Genomic DNA, 18,278 nt, shown 5'->3' with positions numbered 1-18,278 from the left:
CGACCTCAATGCAAGCCAACGATAGGATGGCAAACTGTTCGCGATGTCCTCGCACAGCTGTTCGCGATGTCCCCGGTCCAAACACCCCCTTGAGGGGGAGATGTCCGCGAGGACAGAGGGGGGCGCGAAGGAATGATGCGTCCGGAAAGCTTGCCCCGTGCGACCACGCCGTTCCTCGGCTTCGCCCGGTTGCTTCGCAGCCACGCCTTCGCCATCGCCCCCGAGCAGGTCTCCGGTTTCATGCAGGCGGTTACGTTGCTCGGCCCACGCTCGATGGCCGACATCCGCGAAGCGGCCCTCGCCACGCTGGCGCCGCCGCCCGACCGCCGCGACGAATTCGAGGCGCATTTCCGGAGCCATTTCTATGGGGATGCCGCGGCGCTGGTCGAAGGCGACGCCGACGAGGAAGCTCGCATCAAGGACGACGGCAAAACCAGCAAACAAGAAATCGAAGTGGTCCGCCAGGAGGAAGGTGGCGAACTGTCTTCGGCCAGCGAACAGTTGAGCGTCCGCGAGTTCCAGCGCGATCGCGACGGGCTTGCCGCCTTCCGCCGCAAACTCGCCACCGCTTTGCCCGCCCGCCGGTCCTTTCGCACCGTGCGCACACATGCGCGCGGCAAGCTCGACCTGCGCCGCTCGCTGCGCGAAATCGTCAGCGCCGACGGCGATATCCCCTCGCCGCTGCTGCGCCGGCGGCAGACAGTGCCGCGCAAGCTTCTCATCCTGATCGACGTGTCGGGCTCGATGAAGCACTACACATCGGACTATCTCAAGCTGGCACACGCGGCGGTGCAAGGCGCCGACCGGGCGGAGGTATTCACTTTCGGCACACGGCTGACCCGCATCACCTCGGCGCTGCGTATTCGCGACCGCGACCAGGCGCTGGCCCGCGCCGCTGCCCAGGTCGACGACTGGGACGGCGGCACCCGCATGGGTCCAACGCTGCTAGCCTTCCTCTCGGTGCCGCGCTTCTCCGCCTTTGCACGCGGGGCGGCAATCGTCATCCTGTCGGATGCGCTCGAGCGGGGCGATCATGCCGAGCTGGAAATGGCGATGCGCCGGCTGAGTGCCCGCGCCTTCCGACTCTCCCTGGCGACGCCGTTGGCCGGCGATCCGCGTTTCCAGCCGGCAACGGCAGCACTTCGCGCCATCCTGCCGATGCTCGACGACCTGGTCGACGGCTCGTCCATCGCGGGCCTCACCGATTTCATCCTGTCGCTCGCCCGCCCCGCCCCCGTGGCCGCGGCAATCTGGAAGAGGGTTTCGTGATGCAGAAGGCGATCGACGCGCATTTCCACATCTGGCGCCAAAAGGACCAGCCGTGGCTGGTCGGGCCGATGGTCCCGCGCATCTTTGGCCCCTACGAGCCGATCCGCCGCGACTATCCGATCGAGGAATTCCTCGCCGACCAGCAAGGCTCGGGCGTCGAGAAGGCGGTCTATGTCCAGACCAACTGGGCCAAGGAGGATTTCGAGAACGAGGTCGCCTTCCTGCAGAAGACCGCGGAAGAAACCGGCTGGCCGCACGCCATCGTCGGCTATGCCGACATGACGGTGAACGACGTGCGTTCCCAGATCGACCGGCTGATCAAATACCCTCTGCTGCGCGGCGTGCGCATGCAGCTGCACTGGCACGAAACGCCGGCCTTCCGCTTCGCCGCCTCGGCCGATCAGGTCATCGACCCGAAGGTGCGGGCCAATGTCGCGCGACTCAGGGATTATGGCCTGTCCTTCGACCTGCAGCTTTTCCCCGCCCAGATGAAGGATGGGCTGACGCTCGTCGGCGAGAACCCCGAGACCAATTTCATTCTCACCCACGCCGGCATGCTGACTGGCATGGAGCCCGAAACCACCGAGGCCTGGAAGGCAGGGCTGCGCACGCTGTCAGCGGCGCCCAACCTCTACGCAAAGCTGTCCGGCCTCGGCACCTTCGTCCACCGTAACGATCCGGGGCTGATCAGCTATGTCGTCGACAACGCGATCGACATCCTCGGCAGCGACCATCTGATGTTCGGCTCGAACTTCCCGATCGAGAAACTGTGGACCAGCCACGGCGAGCTGATCAGGGCGCACCGGCAGGCCGTGGCAAAACACGGCGCGACCGCCGAGGCGGATGTCTTTTGGAACACGGCGGAGAAGATATATCGGCCGGTGTAGCGCCGCTCTTTCCTTCTCCCCTGTGGGAGAAGGTGGCCGAGCGAAGCTCGGTCGGATGAGGGGTGCTGCAAGGATCGCTACCTCGAAGACGTAAGCACTTTAAATTCTTCGATATTTGCGCATCACATTTCTCCAATATCCTCATCCGTCTCGGCGCTACGCGCCGATCCACCTTCTCCCCCAAGGAGAGAAGGAAAAGCTCCCCGCCTCCGCCGACACAGGACGGACAACTGCGGCCGATTTCAGCTCCGCAAAACATGGCCCGAGACCTCGGCGCCGGCAGCGTTCGGCAACGCCAGAAAGCGGCACGAGGCGGCGAGCCCGATTGCGCCGATCGCCAGGAAGGCAAGGCGGAAGTCGACGAGATCGAGCGCTGCCGCGCCCCTGGCGATCTGCGACAGGTTGAGCAGCGCCGCGGCGACCGCCACGCCGAACAGCATCGCCACCTGTTGCAGCATGCTGGATAACGTCGCCGCCGAGCTGCGCTGCGGTGAGGCCACATCGGCGAAGGCCAGTGTGTTGAGCGCGGTGAACTGCATCGAACGAGACAGTCCGGCGATCAGCATCAGCACCACCACCAACGCTTGCGGTGTCTGCGGCGAAAGCGCCGCGCAGGCCATGATCGACAAGGAGGCGATCACCCCGTTGACGATAAGCACCGAACGGAAGCCGAAGCGCCTCAGCGTCGGCGTCGTCACCGCCTTCATGCCGAGATTGCCGAAGAAATAGGCCAGGATCATCATGCCCGCATCGATTGGGCTCAGTCCGAAGCCGACCTGGAACAAAAGCGGCAGCAGGAACGGCGTGGCGTTGATGGCGATCCGGAAAATCGTGCCGGCCGACAGCGTCGAGATGGCGAAGGTCTGCACCTTGAAAGCTGTGAGATCGAGCAGCGGATGGTTGGCGCGTCGCAGATGCCGCACCGCCAGCCAGCCGACCAAAATGCCCGTGCCGAGCAGTGCCACGGTTGGCAAGGCACCGTCTTGCTGATGCGCGATGCGCTCGAGGCCGTAGAGCATCGAGGCGAGCCCCACCGAGGTCAGCAGGAAGCCCGGCCAGTCGAGCGGCTTGGCTCCGGCTTCGCGGTCGCCGGGAATAAAGCGGGCGACCAGCGCCAAACCGGCAACCCCAAGCGGGATGTTGATGAAGAAATTCCAGTGCCAGGAGAAATAAGTGGTGATGAAGCCGCCAAGCACCGGCCCGACCACCGGCGCAAACAGCGCCGGCCAGGTGATCAGCGCCGTGGCGTTGAGAAGCTCGGATTTCGGCGCATTGCGCAACACCAGGATGCGGCCGACCGGCGTCATCAGCGCGCTGCCCAGGCCCTGCACCGCGCGGGCGGCAACGAACTCGGCCAGGTTCTGCGAGATGCCGCAAACGAGCGAGGCCAATGTAAACAGGGCGATCGCAACGAGGAAGATGTTGCGCGCGCCAAAACGGTCGGCGAGCCAGCCGGACAGCGGCACGAACACCGCCATGGTCAGCATATAGACGGTGATGCCGATGCTCATCGCCACCGCCGCCACGCCGAAGGATTCTCCCATCTGCGGCAGCGAGGTCGAGATGATGGTCGAATCCAGAAGCTGCCGCCAAAGGCGACGGCGACGATCAGCGCCACCCGCCGGGCTTGCCGCGCCGTCGCGGTTTCCGGCAAGGCTTCGTTTTCGGGAATGGCGGTCATGCGCAGAACTATCCGAAGGGAATTTTCACCCGCTCCATCGGCAGCCGCACAATTGTCCGGCAAACCGATGACGCACCGGTTTCAACAGCGTCTGGCCGGTGCCGTCCAGACAGGGACCAACAAACTTTCGTGTGGCATCGCAGCCGGCTATGCGATGACCTGGCCCTGCCGCCGAACCGGCCTTTTACGATCCGCGATGGCGCTTCGCGCCGCAGGCGGCGTGTCTCATGCGGCTTCGATCTTCTCCATAAACAGGCTGAGCTGGTCCGGGTCCATGTGCACGACGTGCCTGTCTTCGGGATACGCCAGGCTGTTCACATCGGCGACATATTCGGAAAAGGCGGCGATGCGTTCGGCCTGCAGGCGATCGTATTCGGCGGCGAAATTGCGATAGACCTTGGAATGGCGCGGCATGTGGCCACGGTTCTGGCCAAGGATGTCATCTGCGAACAGGTATTGCGCATCGCAGCCGGTGCCCGCCCCCATCGACAGCATGATCAGCGACGTCCGTTCCGAAATCGCCTTGGCCACCTCGACCGGCACCACCTCGATCTCGGCGCCGATCGCGCCGGCGGCCTCCAGTTGCTTCACCGCCTCGAACACCTGCATGGCGGTATCGGCGGTCTTGCCGACGGCCTTGAAGCCGCCAGTCCAGGTGGCGCGTGACGGGATAAGACCGACATGGCCGATTACCGGAATGGCATCGTCGGCCATCCGCTTGATGGTGGCGTAGCCGGCGCTGCAATAGACCGCATCGGCGCTGGCCTTGTAGAGCCGGAACGCCCAGCGGACGAAATCATCTGCGGTGCCGATCTCGAAGAAATTCTCGCCCGGCATGGTGAACAGGCTGGGTGCCGCATCGCGGTATTGCGGATTGAGCACCAGCTCCGGCGGTACCGAGACGATATCGACGCCGGCGCGTTCGGCGGCCTCGGCCTCGTCCATCGTCAGCACGCGCAGCATCGTCAGCTGCCGCTTGCCCTTCATGGCACGCAGGTCTGCGACGGTCGGTCTTTTCCGGCTCATGGATTTTGGTCCCCTTTGCTACGTGACAGAAGGCCGGTCAGGCGATCTGGATCATCACCTTGCCAGCTTCCACCTTGACGGAATAGGTCTGCAGATTGACACAGACGGGAGCCCCTTTGGCCTGGCCGGTTTTGTAATTGAAGCGGCCATTGTGCTTTGGGCATTCGATGATGTCGTCCATCACAAGCCCGTCGGCCAGATGCGCCTTCTCATGCGTACAAAACCCATCGGTGGCGAAGAATTCATCGTCCGGCGAACGGTAGATAGCGAAGGTGCGGCCGCCATGGTCGAAGCGGATGACGTCTTCCTCGTCGACATCGTCCACGGCGCACGCTTCGACCCAATCGGCCATCTCTGCTTCTCCCGAAATTTCTGCGTTGCGCTGCTGCGGTGCCTATTCAGCCGCCGCCGACATGTTCACTTCGTGGAACTCGCCACGATAGGGCCTAGCCGTTGGCGGCAGTTCGCGCTTGAGGAAATAATCCTCGTATTTGAGTTGCCTGAGCAGGACCGGCCAGACCTCGCGATAGGCATGCCATATCGACGGGTTCGGCTCCGGCAGATCGTGTTTGATCAGTTCGTGCAGCCTGGGCAGCGCGTGGTAAGGCACCATCGGAAACATGTGATGCTCCACGTGGTAGTTCATGTTCCAGTAGATGAACCGGCTGATCGGATTCATGTATACGGTCCTGGTGTTGAGCCGGTGATCGACGACGTTGTCGGCCAGACCGATGTGTTGCAGCAGGCCGGTCATCACCATGTGCCAGGTGCCGTAGAGGCGCGGCACGCCGATGAGCACCACCGGTATCCACGACCTTATGAAAATGGCGAGCGCGATCGTCGCAACGTAGATGGCGATGTGCCAGCGCGCCGCGATGACGGCCTTGTGCTGTTCCATCTCGGGAACGTAGCTTTTCTCGTCGGGCGTCAGCTTGCCGAACGCCTGGCGTACCAGTGCCGGGAGCGAATAGCGAAAATCGAGAATGCCGGTGAAAGCCAGCGCCGCACGCAAAAGGTCCGGCGGGCGCATCACGGCGATCTCGGCGTCGCGCCCGACGATGATCGTGTCTGTATGGTGGCGGGCATGGCTCCAGCGCCAGGTCACCGGGTTGCGCATCAGCATGAAGCTGGCGATCTGGTAGACGACATCGTTCATCCAGCGCGTGCGGAAGGCCGTGCCATGGCCGCATTCGTGCCAGCGCGAGTCGCTGGACGAGCCGTAGAGCACGCCGTAGACGAAGAAGAACGGCACGCACCACCAGGTACCCCAGAAATAGATGGCGCCGGCGGCCGAGCCGAGGATGGCGACGATCCAGATGATCGTGTCGCGGATCGCCGGGCCGTCCGAGCGCTGCATCAACTCCTTGATCGCCTTGCGGGGGACATCCGTGTGGTACCACTCCGCCGAGGCCAGTCCCGTCTCGATCGCCCTGCGCGTGCTTTCGCCGACCAGGCTGTAATCGCGCTTTACCGTGCCCGCCATTGTGACCTCCAATTCCCGATCGGCCGCGAGCCCTCCCCGCTCCGGCCGGAGCCAGCCTCCCGACTGGTGTCTCGTATCCTGTTCGCCATTATCACGACCTGCCTCCAAGAACAGGAAAACGGCCCGACGGCTGCGGATAATCCTGCTGCGGCTGTCTGGCAATCGCCGCGATCCGGCTTTCGACGGCGGCGATCTCGCCGGCACCGTCGAGAACCCGGAACACCGCATCGTAGGTGCGGCTCTCGGCGTGCTCCAGCCAGATCATCTCGCCGCGTTCGCGCGCCGCCAGATTCCCAAGCACATGATGCGTCGACGGCTCGATGCCAAGCGCGTACTGTCCGGCCTGGAAATTCTGCCATTGATAGGCGCAGGGCAACTGGTCCTTGCGCGTGACCACCTCGAAACCGAGGCCGAGCCTGTCGTTGACCACCGCCACCGGGACTTGGCCGGTGCTGTCGGCGCCGAGTTCGTGCTGCCAGACCTGTTCCTTGAATCCCGGTTGCGGCGCCGGCACCGTGCGGTAGCCGACCTTCTGCGCCTCATAGCGCTCGCCGGCATGGCCTGCCCAGACGACGTCGCGGATCGGCGCCAGGTAGCGCGATCCCTCGTCAAGCACCGGATGACTGACATTGATGTGATAGAAATACATATGAGGGGTCCGGTTGAAGCCGTGATTGACGACACGGTCCGAAAGCCGGATCTCGTTGCCGCCGACATCGGCCTCGATGCGCCGCAGCAGCTGCAGATCCTCGCCGAATACAGTCGATTGCTGGACGATGCCTTCGGCCCACAACACGCAGTGGTCGCCGTCCCAGGTCTCGCCGTAGCCGGTCAGCCGCGCCGGGATGGTGCTGACACGGCCATGCAGCGAGTGGCGCACCGTCTTCTTGGGCGGGTAGTTGTAGGTGTCGGCCGGTACCTCGTTCATGAACAATATATGGTCGAGGCCGCAGGTCAGCAGAAGGCCGGAAAACGACCGCGCCCAGGCCAGCCCCTCCTCGCCTTCGTATTCGTGCAGGCCGGGATGCCGAAAGCCGCTCGGCGAATGCCAGCCGATCGCCTGGCCCCTGAAGTCGCAATCGGCGATATCGAGCGCCCGGTCGACCAGTGCGGTGAAGCGCAGGCCGGAGCCGGTGCGGAATTCGAGCATACGGATGCCGCGCTCGACGCCGTCGCCAAGCGTCATCAGCCTCACGCCGGCGAATTGCGACAGCATGCCCGAGCGTTCCGAGACCTGCCGGCGCGACAGCGTCTTGCCGTAAAGCTCTACCATGTGACCGCCAGTTCTTTCACGTTGCTCCCGTCCATCACTTCGCTCTCGTCTCCTTCAGCAGGGCCGACATGTCGGCGCCGGTGATGATGCTTTCCACGGTCAGCAGATCGGTGCCGGCGACCGTCTGCTCGGCGACGATCTCGCCGCGGCGCATAACGATGATGCGATCGGCGACCTGGAAGACGTGATGGATGTTGTGGGTGATCAAAAGCACCGAGTGACCGGCATCGCGCACCTCCTTGACGAAGCGCAGTACGCCGTGTGTTTCCTCGACGCCGAGATTGTTGGTCGGCTCGTCGAGGATGATGACCTTGGCGGCGAACTGCATGGCGCGCGAGATGGCGATCGACTGACGCTCGCCGCCCGACAGCGTTGAGACCAGCGCATCGGCGTCGAGTTTCTTCGAGATGCCGACGCGCTTCAAAAGTGCCGAGGCGGCATCGCGCAATTGGGCGAGATCGAGCGGCGCGAACACGCCAAGCCATTTGAGATTGACCGGCTCGCGACCGAGGAAAAGATTGCGCGCGATGCTGAGATCGGGAGCCAACGAGGTGTCCTGGTGGATGGTCTCGATGCCGAGATCCATCGCGTCGCGCGTCGAGCGGATGGAGACCTTCTGGCCGCGCACATAGATGTCGCCGCGATCGACCGGAAAGACTCCGGAGATCGCCTTGATTAATGTCGATTTGCCGGCGCCGTTGTCGCCGAGCAAGGCCACCACTTCGCCCTCGTTGAGCGTGAAGGAGGCGCTCTTCAGGGCGCGGACGCTGCCGAAGGATTTTTGCAGGTTCTGCAGCCGAAGCACTTCCATGATCAGCTCCTGGCGGCGTTCTTCTGCAGCAAAGCGTGCAGGATGAGCATGGCAAGGATGATGACGCCGACGAAGATGTTGTAGGCGAGCCCTGGCACGCCGATCAGCACGATGCCGTTGCGGATGCTGCGCAGCATCAGCGCGCCGACGATGGTGCCGAAAATGGTGCCGCGCCCACCGGTCAGCGCCGTGCCGCCGACGACCACCATGGCGATCACTTCCAGCTCATAGCCGGTGCCGGCCACCGGCGATGCCGCCGAGATGCGGAAGGCGCTGATCATGCCGGCGAGACCGGCCAGCACCGAGGTCAGGATAAACAGCCAGATCTTGACCGCATCGGCCGGCACACCACGCGCTACGGCAGCGTTACGGTTCGAGCCGATAGCGCTGATCCAGTTGCCGAGCTTGGCGTAGCGCAGCACATAGACCGCCAGCAGAGACAGGCCGATGAACCACCACAGCGAGGTATAGAAACGGAACGTTCCGATACTAAAGCTGCCGGCCAGCAGCGTCACGAAGAAGCCTGGCTGGTCCCAGGACTTCAGCGGAAAGCCCTGGGTGATGTAGAGGGCCGCGCCTCGCACCACCAGCAGCATCGACAGCGTCACCAGGAAGGACGAAATGCCGATCTTGGTGACGATCAGTCCGTTGATCGCACCGATCGATATGCAGAGCACCAGTCCGGCCAGCAGCGCCACGCCGATATCGACCCCGCCGTTCTGCACCAGCAGCATGACCACGACCGGCGCCAGCCCGAATACGGCGCCGACCGAAAGGTCGAATTCGCCGGCCGTCAAAAGCAGCGTCATGCCGAGCGCGATGATGCCGAGCTCGGGCAGAAACGCCATCATGTTGGAGATGTTGAGCGGCGACAGGAAATTGGCGTCGGCGATCGCGAATACCGCCAGCAGGACAATCAGGATGACGAGCGAAGAGAACTGCGGCGAGCGCATCAGGCTCGACCTGCGTTTGGCACGCGGCATTTCCTCTTCTGCGGCAATTGTCATGACTGCTTCGACCATATCTCAGGGGGACGCCCGCCGCCTGCGCGGCGAGCGTCAGTTCCAATCACTTGTTGTAGAGTTTCAGGATCGGTTCGACGCTCGAGGCGTCGTAGAGGCTGAAGGTGCGGATGTCGTAGCCGATCGGTTCGCCAGCGGCGGCCAGCCCGAGCAGCGCCACCGGCATGAAGCCTTGCGCCGAGGGAAACTGCCAGGCAGCCGCGTTGATGAACCCAGACTTGACTGACTCGGCCGTTTCCTTCGAATTGCCCCAGCCGACGACCGGGATCTTGCCGGCCGGCACGCCGGCGCCGTCGAACACCCGCTTGACGCTGGCCGCAACGGAATCGCCGAGCGCGATGATTGCCGGCGGGTTGTTGGCGACCATGTAGTCGGTCATCTTGGCGATGATGCCGGCCGGATCGGTGCCGCAATCGACCACGTCATATTTGATGCCGAGCGGATCGAAGACGCTGGCAATGCCTTCGGTCTCGAGCTGCTGGTAGCTGGCGCCCGGCACTTCGACCGGCAGGAACACCTTGTCGCCTTGCTTCACCATCTTGTGGTCGACCAGATACTTCGCCCAGATGACACCGGCTTCCTTCAGGTCGGCGCCGACATAGGCCTGCCGGCCGGTCGCCGGATCGTCGGTGTTGAAGAACACGATCGGGATACCGGCAGCCTTTGCCGCCTTGACCTCCTCGGTCCACAGGCCGGGCTGCGCCGAGGTGGTGGCGATGCCGTCCGGCTTGGCGGCCAGTGCCGAGGTGAAGGCTTCCTTCTGCGCCGCCATGTCGCCGCCGCTGAACGAGATCTTGCAGGTCACCTTGAGCTGGTCGCACGCCTTGGTGGCACCGGCATTCCAGTCGATCCAGAAGGCGTCCGACGGGCCGCCATGCGACAACAGGTAGAACGTCTTCTGGGCATCCTGTGCCACCGCCGAGCCAGTGGTCACGCCGGCGAGCACGATCGCCGCAGCCGCGATTTTCAACGCGAGTTTCAACATTTCTCTTCCTCCCTTGTTTAGTAGCCGAACCGCTCCGTCACAGTCCGTTGGCGCGGAATTTCCCGTCGAGGAATTTCTTGGCGCGCGGCACGTCGTCTTCCGAAAGATGCTCGATGATGACCGGAATGTTCGGATGCTTTTCGGCCAGCCGCTTGAGATAGAGGTCGTAATTCAGCGAACCGAGGCCAGGCGCCGGCAGCTCGATCTCGCCGACGCCGCGGAAAGTGTGGCTCTCCAGCGCGTCCTCGTCGCCGATGTCGGCGTGCTTCTCCGACTTGTCGCCGCCAGAACGCTTGACGTCCTTGGCGTGGGCGATTTTGATCTTGTCGGTCAGCGTGTCGAACACCTGGTTCAGGATCTGGTCCATCCTGTCGATATTGTGCGTTTCGAAATAGTTGGTCGGGTCCATCAACAGGCCGAGGCCTGGGTGGTCGACCTGCGCGAACATTCTCACCGTCTCCTCGACCGAACCGACGACATTGTTGACATAGGTTTCGAGCAGGAACACCGCGCCGTGGTCATAGGCGGTCTGGGCAAGGTCGGCGATGACCTTGCGACATTCTTCAAAACCTTCCTCGGTCTTGTTCTTCGGGTGATGCACCCAGTCGGACTCGGTGTTGTAGGTACCGGTTTCCGAGATCACGTAAGGGGTGCCGAAATGGCGTGCGTTACGGATGATCTCCTTCAGATAGCCGACGCGCCGCTCGCGCTCGCCCAGGTCCGGATGGATGATGTTGGTGTAACCCGATACGCAGCAGATCGGCAGATTGTGGTCGCGAAACGTATCGCGGACGGTCTTGGCCTTGTCCCTGGTGATCTGTCCGGCCGACAGGTCGATGTCCCTAAAATGCAGGTCGAGCTGCACGGTGTTAAAATCGAGCGCACGGATCTTCTGTGCGGTTTCCTTGAGACCATACGGAAAATAACCCGTGAAAATACCTGCCTGCATCATGGTGTGAAGTCCTCCCTGTAAGTGGCTCAGTCAGTTGATATTTCGGAAAGTTTGACCGTCCGGCCCTTGTCGATGGAGCGGTAGCCGGCTTCGACCAGCGCCATGGTCTTGACGTTGTCGGCGACGGACAGCGCCGGCGGCTCGCCAGTCTTGACCGCGTGCTGGAGCTGCTCCATGACGCCGATAAAAGCATGCGGGAACCACTTCGTGTCCCAGCTGGGTGTCACCCATTCCCCACCGGTGGTCTCGGTCGAGGCATAGGTCAGCGTCGAGGCAGCGCCAGTCGGCCAGCCGATGGTGCCCTTGGCGACGCCCTTGGTGCCGTCGACGCGCCAGTTGATGTGCTGGTCGTCCTTGTAGCCCTCCTGGCGCGGCCCGGACCAGACATCCTCCAGCGATACGGCAAGTACACCGGATGGGAACTTGATCGTCGACACTGTGATGCCGTCCGAATGGTCGAACCGGGTGCGCGGGTCCTTGCGGGTCAGGGTGGTGATCTCTAGGGGATCGCCGAACAGGAAGCGTAGTACGTCGAGATGGTGGACGCTCATGTTGGCGAGCGTCAACCGGTCATAGTCCTCAAGGAAGCTCTGCCAGTGCGGGATCGCATGCATGTCGATCTGGGCAAAGACGATGTCGCCGAGCGCGCCGCTGTCGATGACCTGCTTCAAGACGCGCATCGACTGGTCGTAGCGCATGTTCTGGTTGACCGAGAGGATCTTGCCTGTCTTGGCCGCCTCGTCGCGCAGTTTGACGGCCTCTTCAAGGGACAGCGCCAATGGCTTCTGCGCCAGGATCGCCTTGATATGTGCCTGCTTCAGCGCATGGCGGATCAGCGCCGGCTGCTGGTCGGGCGGAAAGGCAAGGTCGATGATCTCGACGTTTTTATCCTCGATGAGCTGTTCCGGCGTGTCGTGGACGGCCGGGATATCCCAGCGTTTGGCGACCTTCTCGGCGCTGGCCTTGGTCCGCGAGGCAATCGCCACCACGGGGAAACCGGCTTCCTTGTAGGCGGCAAGGTGACATTCGGCCATGATCATACCCGCGCCGACGCAGCCGATCCTGTATTCCCTGGTGCGGACTTTAACGTCCGGCTCGAAGCCGTTGCCGACCATTTCTTGGCTTGCCATATGTTCCTCCCGAAGCTCGTTTCTTGCAGCCGCCGTCACCTTGCCAGCGCTCCCCCGCTTTGCCCGAAATAATGCACCCTGCCCGGCTCGCAGGATATCGCCACCATCGCGTCCGGCCTGATGTCCGGCTGGCCGCGCAACAGCGCCCGCAGACGCGCCTGCCCGGCGGCGAGCGTCACTACGGTGTAGCCGCCGAGCGGCTCGACCTCGAACACTCGCGCCGGGCGGCCCGCGCCCCCCTCCGACCAGGCCTTGACCTTGATGTCTTCCGGCCTGAGTCCGATCTCGACGGCATCGGCCGGCGCCGTCTTGTCCGCGATGCGGATCGTGCCTTCCGCCGCCTCCACGCCTTCAGCGCCGTGCACCGACTTCAGTATGTTCATCATCGGCGAGCCAAGCAGCCGCGCCACATAGGTGCTGGCCGGCCGGTCATAGATCTCGGCCGGCGCGCCGATCTGCCTGATCTTGCCGTTGTCCAGAATGGCCATTCGGTCGGCGACCGACATCGCTTCTTCTTGGTCGTGCGTGACATAGATCAGCGTCTTGCCGAGCTCGCGCTGGATGCGCTTCAGCTCGACCCGCGTCTCCTCGCGCAGCCGGGCGTCGAGCGCCGAAATCGGGTCGTCCATCAGATAGGCGGCGGGATCTCGTACCAGCGCGCGGGCAATCGCCACACGCTGCCGCTCGCCGCCTGAAAGCTGAGCTGGCGGCTTGTGCAGGATATGGCCGATATGCAGCTTGGCCGCGACGTCGGCGACGCGCTTTTCGATCTCGGCTTCGGCGACCCGGCGTTCGACCAGCGGAAAGCGGATGTTGTCGCGCGCGCTCATATGCGGAAACAGCGCCAGGTTCTGGAAGACCATCGCGACGTTGCGTTCGGCCGGCGACACCGCGTTGACCGGCTTGCCACCGATCAGGATCTCGCCCGTGTCCGGGGTTTCCAGCCCGAGCACCAGGCGCAGTACCGTCGACTTGCCGGAAAGCGGCGGGCCGAAGAAGCAGAAGAACTCATTGTCGTTGACAGTGAACGAGGCGTCATCGACGGCGAGCGTGTTGCCGTAGCGTTTGGTCACATTGCGGAAGACGATATCGGCCATGGTCTCAGCCCGCTCTCAAGGCAAGGCCGGTGGCGGCGTCGAAGACACGCACCGCCTCCACCGCAGGTGCGACGACGGCTGTCTGCCCGATCGCCAGCCCGACATCATTGTCGAACACCGCCTTAACCGCGGTTTCCCCGTCGCCAAGGTGGATGATGGTGCGCGCGCCGATCCGCTCGACGAAACTCACCGGCATCGACAGGCCACGGCCGCCTTCAGTCAGCGTCACCTGCTCCGGTCGAAAGCCATAAAACACCTCGCCGCGCATCCGGCGTGCGGCATCGGCGATCTCGACCGGCAGCGGCGGCGTCGCCCCCAGTGGGCCAAGATCGATGACTAGGCCACCGTCGCTTTCCGCCGGCCTGCCCTTGAGCAGGTTCATGCCCGGCGCGCCGATGAAGCGGGCGACGAAGACATTGGCCGGGTTGTTGTAGACTTCCAGTGGCGTGCCGACCTGCTGCAGCACGCCATGGTCCATCACCGCGATGCGATCGGCCATGGTCATCGCTTCGAGCTGATCGTGGGTGACATAGACCATGGTCTGCCGGAACTGCCGCTGCAGCTGCTTCAGTTCGGTCCGCATCACCGCCCGGAAGGCGGCATCGACATTGGAAAGCGGTTCGTCGAGCAGGAAGATCGCCGGCTCCATGATCGCCGAACGGCCGATCGCGACCCGCTGCAATATGTTGACCGACAGCCTGTCGGCCTTGCGGTCGAGCAGCGGCGTCAGTTGCAGCATCTCGGCAATGGCGCCGACACGGCGGTCGATATCGGCCTTTGCTGCGCCGCGCATTTTCGGCCCGTAGGCGAGGTTCTGCCGCACGCTCATATGAGTGAAGATCGCATAGTTCTGGAAGACGAAGCCGACGCCGCGCCGCCCCATCGGCACGCCGGCCATGTCGCGCTCGCCGAACAGGATCTTGCCGCTGGTCGGCTCTTCCATGCCGGCAATCATGTTCATCGTCGTCGACTTGCCGCAGCCGGACGGCCCGAGCAGCGCCATGAACTCGCCGTCGGCAATGGCCAGGTCCATCGTCTTCAGCGCGGTGAAGTCGCCGAATTTCTTGACCAGGTTCTGCAGATGGATGGTGCTCATGCCGTCACCTCGCGTACCTGGGCCATGCGTTTCATGGCAAACACCGCGGCAATGGACAGCACGATCAGTATGGCCAGCGCGATTGCCGCCACATAGCCCCAGATCAAGTCCTGGGTGGTGAGCTTGTAGATGTAGACGGAGATGGTTTCGGTAGCGACGCCGGGACCGCCGCCGGTCATGATGTAAAGCGTGTCGAAGATCTTGAAGTTCTCGATCACCCTGATCGCCAGCGCGATGACGATGATCGTCTTCATCTTCGGCAGCACGATGGTGACGAAGCGCTGCCACGGGTTGGCGCCGAGCAGCGTCGCCGCCTTGATCTGGTCCTCAGGCACGCCGACCAGGCCGGCAAGCAGGATCAGGAACATCAGCGGCGTCCACTGCCAGATGTCGGCGACCATGACGGCGATGAGTGCCAGCGTCGGGTCCGACAGCCAGGCGATGGTGACGGGAAAGCCTGAGATCGCCGACAGGATGTCGTTGACCGGGCCGCCTGATTGAAACAACATGAAGAACATGTAGCCGGCCACCGCCGGCACCACCATCATCGGCATCAAGAGGATCGAGTAGAAGATCCGTTTGCCCGGAAACTCGTCGGCAAACAGCGTCGCGAGCGCCAGCCCGAGCAGGACCTCCGTCGGCACGCAGACGATCATGACGATGGCCGTGCGCTTCAGCGCGCTCCAGAAGCGTGCGTCGACGGCAAGGTCGGTGTAATTGGCGAAACTGTTCCACATCGACCAGGCATTCCACCAACCGGTGCCCGACAGCGGCGACCAGTCGGTGAGGCTGATATAGAGCTGCATCAGGAGCGGGAAGACGGCGATGAACAGCACCAGGATCTGCGCCGGCAGGGTCAGCTGGAAGCCGAGCCGTGCGCCCTCGTCCGGCAACACCGACGCCGCTTTGGAGGCAAGCATGTCGCCCTCCGAAATCGTCGCTGCCACCGCGCTCATTGCTTGAGCGCCCCGAAGGTCAGCCCGCGCACCAGATGGCGCTGGATGGCGATGCCCATGATCACCGGCGGCACCGCGGCGATCAGGCCGAGAGCAGCCTTGGCGCCGTAGAGCTGTCCGGTCATCGAGGAGGACAGCGAGGCCATGTAGACAGGGACCGTCACCCATTCGCGCGTCGTCAAAAGCAACGCGATCAGATAGTCCGACCAGTTGAGGATGAAGACGAACAGCGCCGCACTGGCCAGCGGCGCGCGCATCATCGGCAGCGTGATGCGGGTGATGACGCGCCACCGCGAACAGCCCTCGACCAATGCCGCCTCCTCGATCTCGCGCGGCATGTCGTCGAAGAAGGTCTTCATCAGCCAGAAGGCGAAAGGCAGCGTGACGATGCCATAGATCAGCGACAGCCCCCACCAGCTGTCGGTGAAGTTGAGGAAAGCCCACATGATCATCACCGGGGTCATGACCGCCATCGGCGGAAACAGGCGAAGCTGGATCAGCGCCAGCGGCAGGTTCTGGCCAGAGCCGAAGCGCGACAGCCCGTAGGCCGCCGCGGTGCCCGCCGACATGGCGATTGCCGTGCCGAACGTGGCCGACAGCAGCGACGACAGGATCGGCTTGAGGGCGGTGCGGTCGAGCGCGACGATCAGATTGTTGGTCGATTCCCCGAAGACGAAGCGGAAATTGCTGAGCGTCGGGTTCTTCGGCCACCAGGTCAGGTCGGCGCCGGTCGCCGACCATTCGGCGATCGGCTTGAGCGCCATCGACACCATCCACAGGATCGGCACCAGCGTCACCGCCATCGCCGCAAGGATCGCGGCATAGCGGAATATCTCGAAAGGAACTGAACGCTTCATCTTGCGGCTTTGCTGGGTCCTTCGTTGGCGAGGGGAAGAGCGGCCGCTCCTCCCCTCCTTGGTAAGATCCTGCGAGGATCAGGCGATCGGATCGAGGACGGTCGGCCAGGCCTCCTTGTTGGTCTTGATGGCCTCGAGAAGCTTCTCCTCGCCGGTCCGGCGGGCAATCTTCTTCCACTCGGCCTCGGTGTCGGCCATCGCCTGCTCGGCTGTCTTGGCCTTGGTCAACGCGGCGACGAGGTTCTCGTCCAGCGCGTTGTGGAAGGCGGTGGCGCCGGGATAGTTGATGGTGGGCACGGTGCGGGCGACCGTCTCGCGCACCACGTCCATGTGGTAGGCGTGATAGGTCTGGCGAACCAGCGGATCGGAGAAATCCGACAGCCGGAACGGATCGAAATAGCCGCCCGGATTGGCGGTCATCCAGGCGTAGATGCGGCTTGAACCCAGCCATTGCAGGAACAGGTAGCAGGCTTCCGGGTTCTTGGCTTGCGAGGAAACCGACGCCGACAGGTTAAGCCACAGCACCGAACGGCTGACCAGTTTTCCGTCGATCTCGCGGCCGGGCGGCAGCATGGAGCCGATCTTTCCAGTGACAGCTGAATCCTTGTTGCCGGCATTGTCGAGAAATTTCGGCAGGTTGGAGAAGGCACAGGTCATGGCCGCACCGCCCTTGGCGAAATTGCCGTACTGCTCCGGCCAACCCCAGGAGATCGCATCCGGCGAATGATGCGAGAGCGACGCAATGTACTCGCTGGTCGCCGCGATACCTTGCTCCGAATTGATCAGCGGCTTGCCGGCATCGTCGAACAAGAACTGATTGGGCGAAGCCATTGAGACATAACGCTGATACCAATTGGTATAGCCCCAGCCCTGGTTGCGCAGATCGGTCGAGCCGAACAGGCCCTTGTCCGGGCGCTGGAAGAAGGCTGCGATCTCGTCATGCTGCTTCCACGTCTTCGGCGCCGCCAGTTCATACCCGTATTTGTCGGAGAAGGCCTTCTTCTCGGCTGCGTCGCCGAACAGATCGGTGCGGTAGACCCAGGTCTGGAAATCGCCATCCAGCGACACGCCGTAGGTCGAGCCGCGATACTGGTTGAGCAGCGACACGCCCTTGCCGCCGTTGACGTAGCCACGCTCGGGATCGTCCCATTCCGGCTTATATTGTGCAACGAAGTCGTCGAGCTTGAGGATGCCGCCGGTTTCGGCGAGGTCGCCAAGACGGTTCCATTCGACCGCGTAGATGTCGTAGGCTCCACCCTTGGTGGAGATGTCCTGCATCGTCTTGGTGAATTCCTGGCCGTTGGGCACACCGACGATCTCGAGCGGAATACCGGTTTCCTTCTCCCATAGATCCTTGATCGACGGCGCGCCCGCCGGAAACGGCTGCGTCAGCTGGCCGATCGAACCGTCGGACAGGCCGAGCACGATCTTCGTCGGCGCCTTGCCGGCGCCCTTCATCGCCTTGGCTGCCTCGATGGCGCGGCCCTCGGGTGTGTCGGCGCCATACTGATAGCGCTCCGAGCCGTCGAATCCCGTCGGGCCGCCGATCATGCCGGGCGCCAGGGCATCGGCCGCATAGGCACGGCTTGGGCGAATGAATTTCGGCGCGATACCTGCGGCGGCAACAAGGACTGCCGCCTTTCCACCGGACGCCAGCAAACGGCGCCGCGACACGCGGATCAAATTCGACATTGGAACTCCTCCCTCAGGGCCTTGTTCCTCCACGGCCCTTATGATGGATATTGACGGCACT

Annotated in this window: 16 protein-coding genes and 1 pseudogene; 2 read left to right on the top strand and 15 right to left on the bottom strand. The window is 63.3% G+C overall.

From position 1 onward, the window contains the following. The first annotated feature begins 132 nt into the window (after positions 1–132). Both NKJ13_RS27920 and NKJ13_RS27915 read left to right on the top strand, forming a co-directional pair. Positions 133–1,269, top strand: a complete 1,137-nt coding sequence (locus tag NKJ13_RS27920) for a vWA domain-containing protein (protein ID WP_352740609.1) — start codon at positions 133–135, stop codon at positions 1,267–1,269. After that, the gene (locus NKJ13_RS27915) at positions 1,269–2,156 is read left to right on the top strand and encodes an amidohydrolase family protein (protein ID WP_352740655.1); all 888 of its coding nucleotides are present in this window, start codon (positions 1,269–1,271) and stop codon (positions 2,154–2,156) included. The genes NKJ13_RS27920 and NKJ13_RS27915 overlap by 1 nt, the downstream gene beginning before the upstream one ends. Before the next feature lie 242 nt (positions 2,157–2,398). Here the strand turns inward: NKJ13_RS27915 and NKJ13_RS27910 are convergent. The 15 genes and pseudogenes from NKJ13_RS27910 to NKJ13_RS27840 form a co-directional block, all read right to left on the bottom strand. Continuing rightward, a pseudogene (locus NKJ13_RS27910) lies at positions 2,399–3,837 on the bottom strand (DHA2 family efflux MFS transporter permease subunit). Between the two features lie 225 nt (positions 3,838–4,062). Continuing rightward, on the bottom strand, positions 4,063–4,863 hold the full coding sequence (locus NKJ13_RS27905; RefSeq protein ID WP_352740611.1) for a 3-methyl-2-oxobutanoate hydroxymethyltransferase: 801 nt from the start codon (positions 4,861–4,863) through the stop codon (positions 4,063–4,065). A 37-nt stretch (positions 4,864–4,900) separates the two neighbouring features. Then, positions 4,901–5,215, bottom strand: coding sequence for a MocE family 2Fe-2S type ferredoxin (locus tag NKJ13_RS27900; protein WP_352740613.1), 315 nt, complete (start codon positions 5,213–5,215; stop codon positions 4,901–4,903). A gap of 42 nt (positions 5,216–5,257) precedes the next feature. Then, entirely contained in the window at positions 5,258–6,346 is a 1,089-nt protein-coding gene (locus NKJ13_RS27895; RefSeq protein WP_352475469.1) for a fatty acid desaturase family protein, read from the bottom strand. A 91-nt stretch (positions 6,347–6,437) separates the two neighbouring features. After that, positions 6,438–7,619 carry an aldose 1-epimerase family protein gene (locus NKJ13_RS27890; RefSeq protein WP_352778893.1) on the bottom strand — a complete coding sequence of 394 codons (1,182 nt, stop codon included), beginning with the start codon at positions 7,617–7,619 and terminating at the stop codon, positions 6,438–6,440. 34 nt (positions 7,620–7,653) lie between these two features. Continuing rightward, entirely contained in the window at positions 7,654–8,436 is a 783-nt protein-coding gene (locus NKJ13_RS27885; RefSeq protein ID WP_352740656.1) for an ATP-binding cassette domain-containing protein, read from the bottom strand. Continuing rightward, entirely contained in the window at positions 8,433–9,437 is a 1,005-nt protein-coding gene (locus NKJ13_RS27880; RefSeq protein WP_352740617.1) for an ABC transporter permease, read from the bottom strand. The genes NKJ13_RS27885 and NKJ13_RS27880 overlap by 4 nt, the downstream gene beginning before the upstream one ends. Positions 9,438–9,498: 61 nt before the next feature. After that, positions 9,499–10,437, bottom strand: a complete 939-nt coding sequence (locus NKJ13_RS27875; protein WP_352778891.1) for a sugar ABC transporter substrate-binding protein — start codon at positions 10,435–10,437, stop codon at positions 9,499–9,501. Between the two features lie 37 nt (positions 10,438–10,474). After that, positions 10,475–11,389: a sugar phosphate isomerase/epimerase family protein gene (locus tag NKJ13_RS27870; protein WP_352475473.1), complete on the bottom strand. Its 915-nt coding sequence runs from the start codon at positions 11,387–11,389 to the stop codon at positions 10,475–10,477. 26 nt (positions 11,390–11,415) lie between these two features. Beyond that, complete coding sequence (locus NKJ13_RS27865; RefSeq protein WP_352740658.1) at positions 11,416–12,504, bottom strand: Gfo/Idh/MocA family protein; 1,089 nt, start codon at positions 12,502–12,504, stop codon at positions 11,416–11,418. Between the two features lie 50 nt (positions 12,505–12,554). After that, positions 12,555–13,616, bottom strand: a complete 1,062-nt coding sequence (locus tag NKJ13_RS27860; protein WP_352740621.1) for an ABC transporter ATP-binding protein — start codon at positions 13,614–13,616, stop codon at positions 12,555–12,557. Positions 13,617–13,620: 4 nt separating this feature from the next. Beyond that, positions 13,621–14,712 (bottom strand): ABC transporter ATP-binding protein, encoded by a 1,092-nt coding sequence (locus NKJ13_RS27855; protein ID WP_352740623.1) that lies wholly within the window; start codon positions 14,710–14,712, stop codon positions 13,621–13,623. After that, positions 14,709–15,668, bottom strand: a complete 960-nt coding sequence (locus NKJ13_RS27850; RefSeq protein ID WP_352705191.1) for a carbohydrate ABC transporter permease — start codon at positions 15,666–15,668, stop codon at positions 14,709–14,711. The genes NKJ13_RS27855 and NKJ13_RS27850 overlap by 4 nt, the downstream gene beginning before the upstream one ends. After that, positions 15,665–16,525, bottom strand: coding sequence for a carbohydrate ABC transporter permease (locus tag NKJ13_RS27845; protein ID WP_352740625.1), 861 nt, complete (start codon positions 16,523–16,525; stop codon positions 15,665–15,667). The genes NKJ13_RS27850 and NKJ13_RS27845 overlap by 4 nt, the downstream gene beginning before the upstream one ends. A gap of 78 nt (positions 16,526–16,603) precedes the next feature. Next, entirely contained in the window at positions 16,604–18,217 is a 1,614-nt protein-coding gene (locus NKJ13_RS27840; protein WP_352705195.1) for an extracellular solute-binding protein, read from the bottom strand. Positions 18,218–18,278: the final 61 nt, after the last annotated feature.

The organism is Mesorhizobium sp. M0174, assembly GCF_040322275.1.
GTDB lineage: Bacteria > Pseudomonadota > Alphaproteobacteria > Rhizobiales > Rhizobiaceae > Mesorhizobium.
The sequence above is the reverse complement of the archived record's forward strand: the minus strand, read 5'-3'. Positions and strand labels throughout refer to the sequence as shown.

Excerpts from the sequence above, each read along its gene's own strand:
- NKJ13_RS27855 (WP_352740623.1), bottom strand. The coding sequence starts at position 14,712 with ATGAGCACCATCCATCTGCAGAACCTGGTCAAGAAATTCGGCGACTTC.
- NKJ13_RS27895 (WP_352475469.1), bottom strand. The coding sequence starts at position 6,346 with ATGGCGGGCACGGTAAAGCGCGATTACAGCCTGGTCGGCGAAAGCACG.
- NKJ13_RS27915 (WP_352740655.1), top strand. The coding sequence starts at position 1,269 with ATGCAGAAGGCGATCGACGCGCATTTCCACATCTGGCGCCAAAAGGAC.
- NKJ13_RS27845 (WP_352740625.1), bottom strand. The coding sequence starts at position 16,525 with ATGAAGCGTTCAGTTCCTTTCGAGATATTCCGCTATGCCGCGATCCTT.
- NKJ13_RS27860 (WP_352740621.1), bottom strand. The coding sequence starts at position 13,616 with ATGGCCGATATCGTCTTCCGCAATGTGACCAAACGCTACGGCAACACG.
- NKJ13_RS27920 (WP_352740609.1), top strand. The coding sequence starts at position 133 with ATGATGCGTCCGGAAAGCTTGCCCCGTGCGACCACGCCGTTCCTCGGC.
- NKJ13_RS27900 (WP_352740613.1), bottom strand. The coding sequence starts at position 5,215 with ATGGCCGATTGGGTCGAAGCGTGCGCCGTGGACGATGTCGACGAGGAA.
- NKJ13_RS27870 (WP_352475473.1), bottom strand. The coding sequence starts at position 11,389 with ATGATGCAGGCAGGTATTTTCACGGGTTATTTTCCGTATGGTCTCAAG.
- NKJ13_RS27875 (WP_352778891.1), bottom strand. The coding sequence starts at position 10,437 with ATGTTGAAACTCGCGTTGAAAATCGCGGCTGCGGCGATCGTGCTCGCC.
- NKJ13_RS27905 (WP_352740611.1), bottom strand. The coding sequence starts at position 4,863 with ATGAGCCGGAAAAGACCGACCGTCGCAGACCTGCGTGCCATGAAGGGC.
- NKJ13_RS27840 (WP_352705195.1), bottom strand. The coding sequence starts at position 18,217 with ATGTCGAATTTGATCCGCGTGTCGCGGCGCCGTTTGCTGGCGTCCGGT.
- NKJ13_RS27890 (WP_352778893.1), bottom strand. The coding sequence starts at position 7,619 with ATGGTAGAGCTTTACGGCAAGACGCTGTCGCGCCGGCAGGTCTCGGAA.
- NKJ13_RS27865 (WP_352740658.1), bottom strand. The coding sequence starts at position 12,504 with ATGGTCGGCAACGGCTTCGAGCCGGACGTTAAAGTCCGCACCAGGGAA.
- NKJ13_RS27850 (WP_352705191.1), bottom strand. The coding sequence starts at position 15,668 with ATGAGCGCGGTGGCAGCGACGATTTCGGAGGGCGACATGCTTGCCTCC.
- NKJ13_RS27880 (WP_352740617.1), bottom strand. The coding sequence starts at position 9,437 with ATGACAATTGCCGCAGAAGAGGAAATGCCGCGTGCCAAACGCAGGTCG.